The sequence below is a fragment of the Collinsella sp. AF33-16 genome, from assembly GCF_003475325.1.
In the GTDB taxonomy this organism is placed as follows: domain Bacteria; phylum Actinomycetota; class Coriobacteriia; order Coriobacteriales; family Coriobacteriaceae; genus Collinsella.
On sequence record NZ_QRQC01000004.1, the window covers coordinates 23,345 to 36,953 of the forward strand.

Annotated in this window: 12 protein-coding genes; 5 read left to right on the forward strand and 7 right to left on the reverse strand. The window is 61.8% G+C overall.

From position 1 onward, the window contains the following. The first annotated feature begins 124 nt into the window (after nucleotides 1–124). Entirely contained in the window at nucleotides 125–3,871 is a 3,747-nt protein-coding gene (locus DWZ52_RS02390; RefSeq protein ID WP_118384825.1) for a phosphoribosylformylglycinamidine synthase, read from the forward strand. A 99-nt stretch (nucleotides 3,872–3,970) separates the two neighbouring features. Next, a complete protein-coding gene (locus DWZ52_RS02395) occupies nucleotides 3,971–4,906 on the forward strand; it encodes a DMT family transporter (protein ID WP_118384826.1) in 936 nt (311 codons plus the stop codon). A 67-nt stretch (nucleotides 4,907–4,973) separates the two neighbouring features. Here DWZ52_RS02395 and DWZ52_RS02400 read toward each other — a convergent pair whose 3' ends face one another. The 4 genes from DWZ52_RS02400 to DWZ52_RS02415 all read right to left on the reverse strand — a co-directional run bounded on the left by DWZ52_RS02400 (nucleotide 4,974) and on the right by DWZ52_RS02415 (nucleotide 7,837). Then, nucleotides 4,974–6,107, reverse strand: coding sequence for a GGDEF domain-containing protein (locus tag DWZ52_RS02400; protein WP_118384827.1), 1,134 nt, complete (start codon nucleotides 6,105–6,107; stop codon nucleotides 4,974–4,976). Nucleotides 6,108–6,294: 187 nt separating this feature from the next. Further along, a complete protein-coding gene (locus DWZ52_RS02405) occupies nucleotides 6,295–6,693 on the reverse strand; it encodes a 2-keto-3-deoxygluconate permease (protein WP_233547243.1) in 399 nt (132 codons plus the stop codon). Between the two features lie 102 nt (nucleotides 6,694–6,795). Next, nucleotides 6,796–7,119, reverse strand: coding sequence for an AzlD domain-containing protein (locus DWZ52_RS02410; RefSeq protein WP_118384828.1), 324 nt, complete (start codon nucleotides 7,117–7,119; stop codon nucleotides 6,796–6,798). Next, a complete protein-coding gene (locus DWZ52_RS02415) occupies nucleotides 7,109–7,837 on the reverse strand; it encodes an AzlC family ABC transporter permease (RefSeq protein ID WP_118384829.1) in 729 nt (242 codons plus the stop codon). The genes DWZ52_RS02410 and DWZ52_RS02415 overlap by 11 nt, the downstream gene beginning before the upstream one ends. Before the next feature lie 102 nt (nucleotides 7,838–7,939). Between DWZ52_RS02415 and DWZ52_RS02420 the strand changes: the two genes are divergently transcribed. Further along, the gene (locus DWZ52_RS02420) at nucleotides 7,940–8,752 is read left to right on the forward strand and encodes an HD domain-containing protein (protein WP_118384830.1); all 813 of its coding nucleotides are present in this window, start codon (nucleotides 7,940–7,942) and stop codon (nucleotides 8,750–8,752) included. Here DWZ52_RS02420 and DWZ52_RS02425 read toward each other — a convergent pair. From DWZ52_RS02425 to DWZ52_RS02435, 3 genes are read right to left on the reverse strand one after another with little or no spacing between them, the layout of a single operon-like run. Next, a complete protein-coding gene (locus DWZ52_RS02425; RefSeq protein WP_118384831.1) occupies nucleotides 8,749–9,954 on the reverse strand; it encodes an electron transfer flavoprotein subunit alpha in 1,206 nt (401 codons plus the stop codon). The genes DWZ52_RS02420 and DWZ52_RS02425 overlap by 4 nt on opposite strands. Next, nucleotides 9,955–10,770: an electron transfer flavoprotein subunit beta/FixA family protein gene (locus DWZ52_RS02430; protein ID WP_118384863.1), complete on the reverse strand. Its 816-nt coding sequence runs from the start codon at nucleotides 10,768–10,770 to the stop codon at nucleotides 9,955–9,957. A 2-nt stretch (nucleotides 10,771–10,772) separates the two neighbouring features. Then, on the reverse strand, nucleotides 10,773–12,374 hold the full coding sequence (locus DWZ52_RS02435) for an FAD-binding oxidoreductase (protein WP_118384832.1): 1,602 nt from the start codon (nucleotides 12,372–12,374) through the stop codon (nucleotides 10,773–10,775). A gap of 346 nt (nucleotides 12,375–12,720) precedes the next feature. On the opposite strand from DWZ52_RS02435, the gene DWZ52_RS02440 reads away from it, so the two are divergent. Then, a complete protein-coding gene (locus tag DWZ52_RS02440) occupies nucleotides 12,721–13,017 on the forward strand; it encodes a hypothetical protein (protein WP_089573322.1) in 297 nt (98 codons plus the stop codon). Continuing rightward, entirely contained in the window at nucleotides 13,014–13,523 is a 510-nt protein-coding gene (locus DWZ52_RS02445) for a hypothetical protein (RefSeq protein ID WP_118384833.1), read from the forward strand. Before DWZ52_RS02440 ends, DWZ52_RS02445 begins: the two co-directional genes overlap by 4 nt. The last annotated feature ends 86 nt before the right edge of the window (nucleotides 13,524–13,609 follow it).

Below are 13,609 nucleotides of genomic sequence, written 5' to 3' on the forward strand. Positions count from 1 at the left end.
GAGCTGTCGTATCATAGTGAGGTTTACAAACATGTGGCTCAAGGCGACCGCGAGGCCCGCCCCGCAAACCGACCGCTGCCGCATACCGTACCGTACGCCCAACCGATCAGGAAGGCAGGAACCAATGGTCTCTCGTATCTACGTGGAGAAGAAACCCGGGTTCGACGTCGAGGCTCAGCAGCTCAAGGGCGAGCTGACCGAGATTCTCGGCATCAAGGGCATCGAGGCCCTGAGGATCATCAACCGCTACGACGTCGAGGGCATCGACGAGGAGCTTTTCCGCTCCTGCGTGCCGACCGTCTTTAGCGAGCCCCAGGTCGATGTGACCTACGACGAGCTCCCCGCAAGCGATGGCGCCGTCTTTGCCGTCGAATTCCTGCCTGGCCAGTTTGACCAGCGCGCCGACTCCGCCAGCGAGTGCGTGCAGCTCATCAGCCAGGGCGAGCGCCCCGCCGTGCGCTCCGCCAAGGTCTATATGATCTCGGGCGCCCTGGACGAAGCCGCCATCGAGGCCATCAAGCACTACGTGGTGAACCCCGTCGAGGCGCGCATCTCCTCGCTCGACCTGCCCGAGACGCTACATGTGGAGACCCCCGAGCCCCAACCCGTCGAGGTGCTCGACGGCTTCCGCGAGCTTGACGAGGCAGGCCTTGCCGCCTTTATTTCCGAACGCGGTCTTGCCATGGACGAGGCGGACATCGCTTTCTGCCAGCAGTACTTCCGCGATGAGGATCGCGACCCCACCATCACCGAGATCCGCGTGATCGACACGTACTGGTCCGACCACTGCCGCCACACCACCTTCGGCACCGTCCTGGACGACGTGACGATCGACGACGCCGTGGTGCAGCAGGCCTTCGACCGCTACATGGAGATGCGCCACGAACTCGGTCGCGACGCCAAGCCCGTCTGCCTCATGGACATGGGCACCATCGGCGCCAAGTACCTTAAGAAGACCGGCGTCATGACCGATGTCGACACGTCCGAGGAGATCAACGCCTGCACCGTCAAGGTGAAGGTCGATGTCGACGGCGAGGACCAGGACTGGCTGTTCCTGTTTAAAAACGAGACCCACAACCACCCAACCGAGATCGAGCCCTTTGGCGGTGCCGCCACCTGCGTGGGCGGCGCCATCCGCGACCCGCTCTCGGGCCGCAGCTACGTGTACCAGGCCATGCGTGTCACCGGCGCCGGCGACCCCACCGTCCCGGTTTCCGAGACGCTCGAGGGCAAGCTGCCGCAGCGCAAGCTCGTAACCACCGCTGCCGCCGGCTACTCCAGCTACGGCAACCAGATCGGCCTTGCCACCGGCCAGGTCAACGAGCTCTATCACCCCGGCTACGTGGCCAAGCGCATGGAGGTCGGCGCCGTCGTGGGCGCTACCCCGGCAAACCACGTGCGCCGCGAGTGCCCCGCCCCCACCGACAAGATCATCCTGCTGGGCGGCCGCACCGGCCGTGACGGCATCGGTGGTGCCACCGGCTCCTCCAAGACCCAGAACACCGAGTCCATCGAGACCTCGGGCGCCGAGGTCCAGAAGGGCAACGCCCCGGTCGAGCGCAAGCTGCAGCGTCTGTTCCGCCGCGGCGACGCCTGTCGTCTGATCAAGCGCTGCAACGACTTTGGCGCTGGCGGCGTCTCGGTCGCCGTGGGCGAGCTTGCCGACGGCCTGTACGTGGACCTGGACACCGTGACCAAGAAGTACGACGGTCTTGACGGCACCGAACTCGCTATCTCCGAGTCCCAGGAGCGTATGGCCTGCGCCGTCGCCGACAGTGACGTCGAGGAGTTCATGGGCTACGCCGCCGAGGAGAACCTGGAGGCAACCGTTATCGCCGAGGTTACCGCCGAGCCGCGCATGCGCATGGCATGGAACGGCGTCGCCATCGTCGATCTATCCCGCGAGTTCCTCAACTCCAACGGTGCGCCCAAGCACCAGGTCGCCCACGTCTGCGCCCGCAGCGTGTGGCAGCCCAGCTGGGCCGGCGCCACGCTTGCCGAGCGCATGACCTCGCTGGTCACCGACCTCAACGTCGCCTCCAACAAGGGCCTTTCCGAGCGCTTCGACTCCACCATCGGCGCCGCGACCGTGCTCATGCCCTTTGGCGGCAAGACGCAACTCACCCCCAGCTCGGCTATGGTCGCCAAGTTCCCCGTGGACGGCGAGACCACCACGGCAAGCGCTATGGCATGGGGCTTCAACCCCTACCTGATGGAGGCCGACCAGTTTGCGGGCGCCTACCTGTCCGTGGTCGAATCCATCGCCAAGCTCGTGGCCGCCGGCTTTGAGCACAAGCGCGCCTACCTCTCCTTCCAGGAGTACTTCGAGCGCCTGCGCACCGAGGCCGAGCGTTGGGGCAAGCCCATGGCAGCCGTCCTGGGCGCCCTTATGGCCCAGGTAGACCTGGGTGCCGGCGCCATCGGCGGCAAGGACTCCATGAGCGGCTCGTTTGAGGACGAGGCCGGCGAGCTCAACGTTCCGCCGACCCTGATCAGCTTCGCCGTGGCCGTGGGCCGCGCCGCCCGCGCCGTCTCCCCCGAGTTCAAGGGCCTGACGCACCGCGTCGTGCGCATCGCCCCCGCCACCTATGGCGAGGACTACCGCCCCGACGCCCAGCAGCTGCTCGCCGCGTTTGACGCCGTCGAGGCGCTCACCGCCACCGGTGACGCCCTGGCCGTCTCTACGCCCGGCTACGGCTGCGGCGCCGAGAGCCTCTTTAAGATGTGCGTCGGCAACCAGATCGGCATCGAGCTTGCCGAGGACGTGGACGTGGAGAGCCTCTTCACCCCGCTCTACGGCAGTTTTATCGTCGAGCTCGCCGAGGACGCCGAGCTGCCCGAGGTCGCCGACGGCGTTGTCGTCGAGCCTCTGGGTACCACCGTCGAGGGCTATGTCATCGACACCGGCTCCGAGGTCATCGAGCTCTCCGAGCTCCAGGAGGCCTGGGAGAGCGGCATCGAGGGCGTCTTCGCCTACCGCAGCGCCGGCGAGACCCCCGAGGTCGAGACCATCGACTTCCGCGCCAAGGACATCCACGTGTACGGCGGCGCCAAGATCGCCCGCCCGCGCGTGATCATCCCCGTGTTCCCCGGCAACAACTGCGAGTACGATAGCGCCCGTGCCTTCCGCGCAGCCGGCGCCGAGGCCGACACCTTCGTGATCAACAATCTCACGCCCGAGGCCGTCGCCGAGAGCACCCACGAGCTTGCCCGCCGCATCCGCGAGAGCCAGATCGTCATGATCCCCGGCGGCTTCTCGGGCGGCGACGAGCCCGACGGCTCCGCCAAGTTCATCACGGCGTTCTTCCGCGCTCCCGAGGTCACCGAGGCAGTCCGCGACCTGCTCAAGGCCCGCGACGGCCTGATGCTTGGCATCTGCAACGGCTTCCAGGCCCTGATCAAGCTCGGTCTGGTGCCCTACGGCGACATCGTCGACGCCACGCCCGATGCGCCCACGCTGACTTTTAACACCATCGGTCGTCACCAGAGCCGTCTGGTGCGCACTCGCATCTCGTCCAATCTGTCCCCGTGGCTGTCGCAGTGCAACCTCGACGACCCCTACACCGTCGCCATCAGCCACGGCGAGGGCCGCTTTGTCGCCAACGACGAGGTGCTCGCCCAGCTAATCGCCAACGGCCAGGTCGCCACGCAGTACGTGGGCGAGGACGGCAAGCCCAGCATGGACCTTTCCGTCAACCCCAACGGCTCCGCACTTGCCATCGAGGGCATCACGAGCCCCGACGGCCGCGTCCTGGGCAAGATGGGCCATGCCGAGCGCCGCGGCGACAACCTGTACCGCAACGTGCCCGAGCATGTCCCCGGCGACAAGTTCATGCCGATCTTTGAGAGCGGCGTAGCCTACTTCGCCTAAACCTTTCCCATCGGGTACAATCCCCTCGGGTAACAACACCCGCCACCGACACATCCGGTGGCGGGTTCTTTTTTGCTTCGCGCATGTAGGAAGGACATCATGGAAAGCCGCAAGCCGTATCTCGCCACCCTGCCCGGACTCATCCTGGGCTGTCTCGTTTGCTGCGCGCTCTGGGGATCGGCTTTCCCCTGCATCAAGATCGGTTACGAGCTCTTTGGCATCCCCGCACACGATAGTGCCTCGCAGCTGCTCTTCGCGGGTCTGCGCTTCACCCTTGCCGGCATGCTGGTCATTGTTGGCATGAGCGTGGCCCAGCGCCGTCCGCTCGTCCCACAGGCACGCGATATCAAACCCATCTTTGTCTTGTCGCTTTTCCAGACGATCGGGCAGTACTTCTTTTTCTACCTTGGTCTCTCCCGTGCAAGCGCTATGTCGAGCTCCATCATCGAGGCCAGCGCAAACTTCCTAGCTATCCTCTTTGCCGCCCTGGCGTTTCGCACCGAAAAGCTCGATGCGGCCAAGGTGCTCGGCTGCGTACTGGGCTTTGCCGGTGTCGCGCTCGTCAACCTTTCGGGCGCGGACGGCACCTTTGGCTTTACGCTCGACGGCGAGGGCCTTATCTTGGCCTCCACTGTTGCGGGCGCCCTGTCAACCTGCCTCATTGGCATCTTCTCGCGCGAGCATGACGGCGTTCTGCTTGCCGGGTGGCAGTTCTTGGTCGGCGGCCTGGTCCTCACCGCCATCGGCTTTTTGATGGGCGGTGCGCTCTCGCCCACGGCGATTGCCCCCGCCATCGTGCTCATCATCTACATGGCGCTTATCTCCGCGGTCGCCTACTCGCTGTGGTCGCGCCTGCTTGCCGTCAACCCCGTCAGCCGCGTCTCGGTCTTTGGATTTATGAACCCCGTCTTTGGTGTGCTGCTGAGCGCGCTGCTGCTCGGCGAGGGCGCTGGCACGAGCCCCGTTACCGTCATCGTTGCCCTGCTGTTGGTCTGCGGCGGCATCATCATTGTCAACAAACCTAAAAAGGCCTAACAAACCAGACCCTTGCGTATGCCGCACTTGCAGCGGACGTTCGCGTGGTCGCTTTTTTCTAGCGTATCTAAGCGCCGGCTTTCTTCTTCTCGTTCTTTACGCGGTAGAGTTCCGCATCGGCAGCGCGAAGCAAGTCTTGCCAGGTATCGACACCATCACCAACCCGCGCATAGCCGATGGACATCCGCAACAGATACGGCACCTCGGCGCGCACGAGCTCGTCGTTGATTGCCGCACACAGACATATGATGTCCTGCTCCGTAGTCGCCTTTTGGAGCACTACAAACTCATCGCCGCCATAGCGTGCGATAAAGCCACCAGACGCCGAACAGACTTCTTTGAGCGCAGCGGAGATGACCTGAAGAGCATGGTCGCCCTCAACATGTCCATACCGGTCGTTAATCTGCTTAAAGCCGTCGGCATCCATCATAAGCAGATATACATCTTCGGCCTGATCCACATTTGAAAAGAGCGACAGCATATAGGTCTCAAAGCGGTTGCGATTGTTGAGACCGGTCAACGGGTCGGTCGAGATCAGCTGCTCCTGACAAACAATGTAAAGCTGCAACATACTTAACATGATGCCGACACTAAGGCAGGGACCCGAATAAAAGACCTGAAAGACACCGGCCACCAAGGCCGGAATGGCGAAAAATGCCAAGGTTTGATAGATGGCCTTCTTTTGTAGGCTCTCGACCTTGCAAGATTGTATAAACGCATGCAGGGACGTATATATAACGTAGCAGTAGCTGACGATGGGCTGGATCATATAGACAAAACCGCGACGATACGCGCCCTGCGCATCGATATAGAACAGGGCATGCGTCCAGTAGCTAGTAAACGCCAGTACGACCACCAGCGCCGCAGGCAACGTTACGAGCGCCACCCTATAACGCGCGGTCAAAAGGCGAGAACCCTGCACCGTCTCGGAATAGATAAACCAAATAAGGCACGCGGCGGCAAAGAGCGAAAACGAAACCGCGTTGGAAATCCAGTTGGCAGCAATGCCCAGCGTGCCGCCCACACCGTCCGAAAGCGTCCAGATTATATCGAATAACATGTACGCGGCAGAGGTGTAGCCGAGCGTACTAAACAATAACTGCTGGGTACTCGAGAACAAGGAGTGGCGACTTCGCGCGGCAAGCCCGATAAGAACAATCATGCATAGCAGGAATATCTCGATCTTGAGTGCCTTAACCACTAGACGCCATCCCTTCAATATCCAAGTGGTCAGAATCGCCAATTAGGATCTGGGCAATAAACACCCCTTACTCCACGGGGGTAAAGGGAATAATAGCAGAGCGCCCGAACGTTGCTGCAAGACAGCTTCCGATCGGGCGCTCGGACGGCGCGAATTGCACGCCGGAATCATGTATCGGTAACGGTCGTTACTCTCCGTCTATATCGGTTGCGACGGCCTCCTCGATAGCCTCAACACCCGCAACCGACAGGTCTTCCTTGCCCCGGCAGAACTTCTTGTCGACCCAGCCGGTCAGAATCGGAGCCTTGATCGCCGTGATGATAACGGCGGTGGCGATCTGAGCGTACGCAGTGGGTGCAAGCTCGGCGTAGCGCGGCGCGACCTCGGCAAGGGCAACCGGCGTGGTCATAGCCGTGCCGGCGATGGTGGAACAAGCCACGGCAGCCTTGCCGTTACCACCGCACAGGCGCTCGAACGCAAAGGTGATGGGGCCGACGATAGTGCCCAGCGGGATGTTAGCAAGGCCCGAGACGCCCAGGATGATCATGGTGACGGCGGGGCCGGCCGTAAAGAACAGGATGCCCACGTCACGCTTTGCTACAGTAAAGTTTGACCATGGTACCAGAAGAGGCAGACCAGCTCGGTGAGAAATTCGATTCGTTGGCCGGGATGATAACGCGTCCTGCTCTTATACGAGGCTCAAAACGATATAGAGCACGATGCCCGAGACACAGCACCATAGCATCGACTTTGTCTTGATTGCCACCGCCGCGACACCGGCAGCCGCAATCCAGGGCATCAAGCCCTGCCACAAGCCGGCGTCAAAAGCGCCAGGGCTTATCAAATCGTTGGCGACCAGTGCCGCGAAGGCGGCGGGCGGAATATAGCCCAAGGCCTCGGTAACGCGGGGCGACAGTGTTCTCCCGCGCAAGGCAAACGCCGGGGCAATGCGGAAAAACGCGATGGCTGCCCACGACGACAGCCACAGGACCAAAAACTCATTAACGGGCATCGCGATCACCCCTTCCTTCGGCGAGAGCATCGCACGCAAGCGCCGCGACAACGCCGACGAGCACGCTTGCCGGCACGGCGATATTCGTCCACCCCAAGAACTTGCATATGGCGACGGACACCGCGGCCAAAACGGCAGCAACGATATTGCCTCGCGACAATCGCTGCGAAAAGAGTAGGCAGATAAAAAGCGAGGTGCAGACAAAGCCCGCAATAGCGGTGGGAACATCGACAACGGCGCCGACGATGGCGCCCGTCGTACACGAAACGCCCCATGTTGCAATGAGGATCGCGTTGAGCACAAAGGACTCGAGCGGGCCCCAATCCTCCCCTTTAACCAACTTGGCAAGCGAGATGCCGTATGCCTCCTCGGTAAGTGTCGCGGCAACAGCCAGCGTCTGGCGCTTCGAGGCACCCCTCAAATGCGGTGCGATTGATGCCGAGTAAAGCGCAAAGCGCGAGGAGATTGCGGCGACGCTCGCAACGATCGATGCTGCAGGCACACCTGCCAGCCACAGATTGCAGATCATAAACTGCCCGCTGCCCGTCACGAACGTGCTGCTCAAGGCAAAAACCATCCAGGGTTCCATCCCCGTCTGCGCCATAATCATTCCGCACGGCGCGCCTATCGCAACATAGGTAAGCATCACCGGCCAGACGGTTTTAACGATTTTGAGCACCATAGTGTTCCTCGTCCCGACAAGATTTCCGAGCCACATTCAACGACGCGGCAGAATCATCGCCCGATGGCAACCGAGTTCACCTACAATTGCCCCCCGGATCGAAAGACACAGAAAGACACAACTTTTTAGGAAGTCATTATGACAGCTATCGATCGAACGCGGGCTGCCGCGGCCTTCAAGGCCTACACCGATGCCTACGATGCCGTCAATCCGCGTATCGCGCTTAAAATCGAGCATACGTACCACGTTGCCGAGGCATGCGATGCCGTGGCACGCGAACAGGGCTGGTCACCTCAGGACATTGACCTAGCGTGGCTTTGCGGCCTGCTGCACGATATGGGTCGCTTTGAACAGCTGCGACGCTGGGACACGTTTAAGGATGCCGAGAGCATGAGCCATGCGGCGTTGGGCGTCGAGGTTCTCTTTGGCGAAAACCCTGCAGACGCGCCCGCGACAACAAGTATCCGCGACTTTATCGACGATCCGGTAGAAGACGAGCTCATCCGTGCAAGCATCGCCCACCACAGCGATTTTCGCCTGCCCGCGGAACTCGACACCCGCACGCGGCGCTTCTGCGATATCGTGCGCGATGGCGACAAGATCGACATTATGCGCACCATCGCCGACAGCACCGTCGATACCATCCTCAAAATGGATGAGAACGCGTTTCTTGCCAGCCGGTTCTCGACACCGGCGCTCACCGCCTTTGACGAACGCCGCTGCGTTGCACGCGACGAGCGCGATGAGCCGGCCGACTACTTGGTGGGGCTTATCTGCTTTATGTTTGAGCTCGTCTATCCGGCAAGCCGCGCGCTGGCGCGCAAGCAGGGCGATATCTACCGCCTGCTCGACGCGCCCTTTGGCATTACGCGCCCCTTTACCGATCCCGCCACGCAAGCGACCTGGAGTCGCCTTAAGGACGAGCTGCGCAGCTGGCTGGCAAGCGCCTAGTGCCCAAGTTGGGCCAGCAGCTCCTCAACGACCTCGACGGCGTCGCCGACGACCTTGTACTGGGCGGCGGCAAAGATGGGGGCATCCGGGTCCTCATTGATGGCGACAATGCACTCCGCCCCACCGATGCCGGCAAGATGCTGGATGGCACCCGAGACGCCAATGCTCACGAGGAGCTTGGGTGAGACCGACACGCCCGTCTGGCCAATCTGGTGGCGATACTCGAGCCAGCCCGCCTCCACGACGGGTCGCGTGCAGCCGAGCTCGGCACCCAGGGCCTCGGCGAGCTTTCGCATCAAGGGCAGGTTTTTCTTGGAGCCAATACCGCGACCTACAACAACTAGACGCTTGGCATCGGCAATCGAAGCCTGCTGGCCCCATTCCTCGGCGGGAATCGAAATCTCGACACGAGCCTTGGCGTCTTCCGCAAGGAATACCTGTGTAATCGTTCCGGAGCGGCTATAGTCGAAGTCAGGCGCCTTAAAGATGCCGGGGCGCACCGTTGCCATCTGAGGACGGTGGTTGGGGCAAATGATGGTGGCCATCAAGTTGCCGCCAAACGCCGGGCGCGTCTGCTGCAGCAGGCCCGTTTCCGTATCCATCGAAAGCACGGTGCAGTCGGCCGTAAGGCCCGTCTGCAGGCGCACGGCAACGCCAGGCGCCAGCTCGCGGCCAAAGGCGGTCGCGCCGTACAGAATGGCTTCGGGCTTGCGCTCGGCTACCAAATCGCAGATGAGGCGAGCATAGACCTCCGCGTCGTTCTGACGCAGGCGCTCGTCACGACAGACCAGAACTTCATCCGCACCGGCGCAAACCAGATGTTCCAGGGCCCCGAGCGAACCCTCGGGGCCCATGCCGACCAGCGCCACTAGGCGACAGCCGCGTGCATCGGCAAGCTCGCGGCCCTTGCCCATGAGCTCGAAGGCCACGGATGCCACGGCATCGTGCTCGTCAGTTTGCACGAAGACCCAAATGTCTCGATATGCGTCAAGGTCTACCGCACCGGTGGCCTCATCGCGCTCGATCGAGATGGCGTTGACGGGGCAGGCGTCGATGCACCCGCCGCACAGGATGCAGCCGTCGGTTACGCGGGCACAGCGATTGGGGCGCTCGCCCTCCACCACAATACCGCCCGAGGCGCAGGTGCGAACGCAGCGACCGCAGCCAATGCAGGCTTCGCTATCGATCATCAGTCCGCTCATCTATGCCATCTCCTCGATAATCTTGGCGAGTTTTACCGCCTGCTCGGACGCCGTTCCCTCGACGGCCTCGCACGTTTGGTCACGGTCGGGCACAAACGAGCGCACGACCTGCGTCGGTGATCCGGCAAGGCCGCAACGCGAGGGGTCGGCGTTTACGTCGGCAGCGCTGGCCACGCGCACGCCTGCATCCTCGGCCGCGCGAATACCGGCAATACTCGGCATGCGCAGCTGGCCAATCTCCTTGGCAGTCGTCATCGCACACGGCATCTCCAGGTACACCGTCTCCTCGCCGGCATCGCAGCCGTGAACGAGCGCCAGCGAGCCACACGTCGTAAATCCCGCGCTCTGCACACAGCTCACGTCGGTCACGCAGGGGACCCCAAAGGCGCCGGCCAGCTCGGGGCCGATCTGGGCCGTATCGCCGTCCACTGCCATCTTGCCGCAGATGAGCAGGTCAAAGTCCTCATCGAGTGCCTCGATGCCGCATTTGAGGGCATAGGTGGTGGCTAGGGTATCGGCACCCGCAAAGGCGCGATCGGTCAGCAGCAGCGCGTCGTCGGCACCGCGGGCGATGCAGTCGCGCAGCAGCGATTCGGTCGCGGGGATGCCCATCGACACCACCGTCACACGCACGTCCATGCCAAAGCCGATAAAGTCGTCCTTCAGCGCTAGCGCACATTCGAGGGCACTTGCATCGAAGGGATTAATGACCGCCTGCTTGCCATCACGCACGATAGTATTGGTCTTGGGGTCCATCTTGACCTCGGTGCTTCCGGGCACCGCCTTGACGCACACCACCATATGGAAATCACTCATCTTCACGCGCCCCCTTTCTGGACGAGTTCATCCAAGAGCTTCTCCGTAAACAGGTTGCCGCGACCCAGCTGGCCGGCAGGATCGAGCTGGAGTTTGAGGCGCGCCGACTCGACCATGGCCTCGTGGCCGTACATCGTCTCCAAGAAGCCCGCCTTGATCTTGCCGACGCCGTGTTCGGCAGAAACGGCACCGCCCATGGCCGTGACCTCGGAAGCCCACTGGGCAAAGAGCTCTCCACCACGACGGTAGTCTTGCGCATCGCGCGGCAGGATGTTCACATGCAGATGGTTGTTCCCGATGTGTCCCCAGGCAGCAGACTCAAGCCCGCTTTCGGCCAGCGTGCGGCGATAGAGGGCCACGACATCGGCAAGGCGTGCATTGGGCACCGACATATCCGATCCCAGCTTGGTAATGGTGGGGTCGGTGCGGCGACGCTCGTCAATGAGCATGTTGACGCTCTCGGGCACCGCGTGGCGGAAGAACCGCTGGCACTCGCGATCGACTTCGGTGCGGGCGACCCATGTCGCATCGTCGCGGCCGCCCGCAAACTCCAGCACCCATCCCAGGTGGTACAGCTCCTCGGTCGCCTGCGCCTCGTCATCGCAGTCGAGCTCCACGTAGACACAGACCTTTGCCTCGTCGTCGAGCGCCGGCAGCGAGGCAAACGCTGTCGACTGCTCGCGCTGGCGACGCAGGATATCCAGGGCGCCAGCATCGAAATACTCAATAGCGGCGGCATGGGACAGCACGGGACGCACGGAATCGGTAAAGGACACGGCCTTGTCTTCGCTATCGAAAAAGCAACTCACACCCCATACGACCGAAGGTGCCGCCTGCAGGGCGATCTCGAGCTCGGTAATGACGCCGAGCGTGCCGCACGCACCGATAAAAAGATCGATGGCGTCCATATCGTCCGCAACAAAATACCCCGAGGCATTTTTGGTCTTGGGCATGGTGTAGTCAGGAAGAACAAGCTCGAATGTATGACCCTCTGCCGTCACGAGCGACAGGTGGCGGCCCTGGGCAAAAGCCTCGCCGCGCTGAAGCTCAAGCAAATCGCCATCAGCCAGCGCGACGTGGAGTCCCGTGATATGCGGGCGCATGGGGCCGTAAGCGTAGCTGCGGGCGCCGGAGGCGTTGCATGCCGCCATGCCGCCCAGACAGGCAGATGCCTCAGTGGGATCGGTGGGAAAGAACTGCTCGGGGGACTCTTGGAACTCCTCGTAGGCCTCAAGCGATGCCTGGTCCCAACCAGCGGTCGGCAGTACCTTCTTGCTCAGCTGCTTACGCAGCTCCGAGAGCACAACGCCCGGCTCCACGCGCAGCAGAAATTGGCCTTGTTCATCGCGGCGAAGGCCCAAGTAGCGATTCATACGGGAAGTATTGAGGATATGCCCACCGTGGGGCACGGCACCGGCGGCAAGGCCGGTTCGGGCGCCCTGAACCGTTACCGGGACACGCTCGGCATGGAGCGTTTCCAAAATGGCACGGACCTCGTCTTCCGTTGTCGGAAACGAGATGCTCGATGCTTCGCCCGATGCACGAGATTCATCGCGGCCATACTCTTCGAACTCATCGGTGAAGGGTTTAATGGTTGCAGACACGCGAACTCCCCCTTTAGCTAACTACAGTGTTTGCAGGGAGATGTTACCGCATCGTTTCGTCGACGTGTTCGAGACCGTCTCCATAATTGGCGATTTTTACGTTTGTGCAATTCGGCGAACGGCAAGGCTTCCTCGGCAGACGATGCTTTTGACACATATCGCCCCGCCGTCGCCGACCGCTCGATTGTCGCTCGAAAAAAGTTGAAGTAATTTTTTCCACCTTTTACCTGCGGAGATGTCGATCCGTCAAGCATTTGGTCAGAAATTGGTCAAGTAGCGGCTGATACGGTCGGCGTCGACAGCCAAAACCGATAGAAGTTTTGGCCCCAGAAGCAGGGAGGTTCCCATGGCATATTACTGGCCCCAGTACGGCGTCGCCATCGAGGTCGACGACGATCCCTATCTCCTGCCTTTCGACGAAGAGGCGTTCCCCGATACGGCGGTCTACCACGTCACCACCGATGTTATCTGCGACCCCGAGTCGTTCTCGGCGCTCGCCCACCACATCGCGCGTATCCACGACATCGAGCTCCCTCACGACTTTGACGAGCTCATCTACTCGCGCCGCCTGATGCTTCACATGCTCTTTGGAGCGGACCCGTCCACGTTCGCACGTGTCTACACCACCAAGGACGCCGCATGAGTGCGAAGAAGCCGCCCCGCCTCGCAGGACTGGGGCGTCGCAAGAAACTCGTCGTTGTCTGTCTGACTATCGTCTGCGCCCTCATCGCCGTAGGGCTATACGCCTGGCAGTCGCAGCCCGTGCCCGAAGCGGGCGCCTCAGTCACGACGGCAGAGGGTAAATCGCGACAAGAAATCCAAGATGAGCTCGATGCCATCGTCCGCGACAACATGATGACGATTTCGGTCGCGCCGGTCGCTCAGCTACAGGAGGACGGCAAGCTGCGCGTCAACGTGCAAAACGTCCAAGACAATAAATTTCCCCAGCGATTCCGCGTCATCCAAAACGACGAGACCATGTACGAATCCGGTGTGGTCGAGACCGGCAAGACAATCGAGACGTGCCCCGCCGGCGACATCAAAGAAGGCGAGGCATACATCGAGATCCAGGCACTCGATGCCAAGACCCTCGACAGCCACGGCAATCCGACACGTGTCAAGGTACGGGTTGAGCAAGCCGAGAACTAGCTTTTTCGGCCGACGCGGCACCGCACGCAATTCACCAGCATTCGTCCAATCATCGCGGGGACGGCCCGCGGCGAATAGAAAGGAAC

Bases quoted from the DNA above. Each gene is read 5' to 3' on its own strand.
- DWZ52_RS02420 (WP_118384830.1), top strand. From the start codon at position 7,940: ATGACAGCTATCGATCGAACGCGGGCTGCCGCGGCCTTCAAGGCCTAC.
- DWZ52_RS02430 (WP_118384863.1), bottom strand. From the start codon at position 10,770: ATGAGTGATTTCCATATGGTGGTGTGCGTCAAGGCGGTGCCCGGAAGC.
- DWZ52_RS02425 (WP_118384831.1), bottom strand. From the start codon at position 9,954: ATGAGCGGACTGATGATCGATAGCGAAGCCTGCATTGGCTGCGGTCGC.
- DWZ52_RS02415 (WP_118384829.1), bottom strand. From the start codon at position 7,837: ATGTGGCTCGGAAATCTTGTCGGGACGAGGAACACTATGGTGCTCAAA.
- DWZ52_RS02445 (WP_118384833.1), top strand. From the start codon at position 13,014: ATGAGTGCGAAGAAGCCGCCCCGCCTCGCAGGACTGGGGCGTCGCAAG.
- DWZ52_RS02390 (WP_118384825.1), top strand. From the start codon at position 125: ATGGTCTCTCGTATCTACGTGGAGAAGAAACCCGGGTTCGACGTCGAG.
- DWZ52_RS02395 (WP_118384826.1), top strand. From the start codon at position 3,971: ATGGAAAGCCGCAAGCCGTATCTCGCCACCCTGCCCGGACTCATCCTG.
- DWZ52_RS02410 (WP_118384828.1), bottom strand. From the start codon at position 7,119: ATGCCCGTTAATGAGTTTTTGGTCCTGTGGCTGTCGTCGTGGGCAGCC.
- DWZ52_RS02440 (WP_089573322.1), top strand. From the start codon at position 12,721: ATGGCATATTACTGGCCCCAGTACGGCGTCGCCATCGAGGTCGACGAC.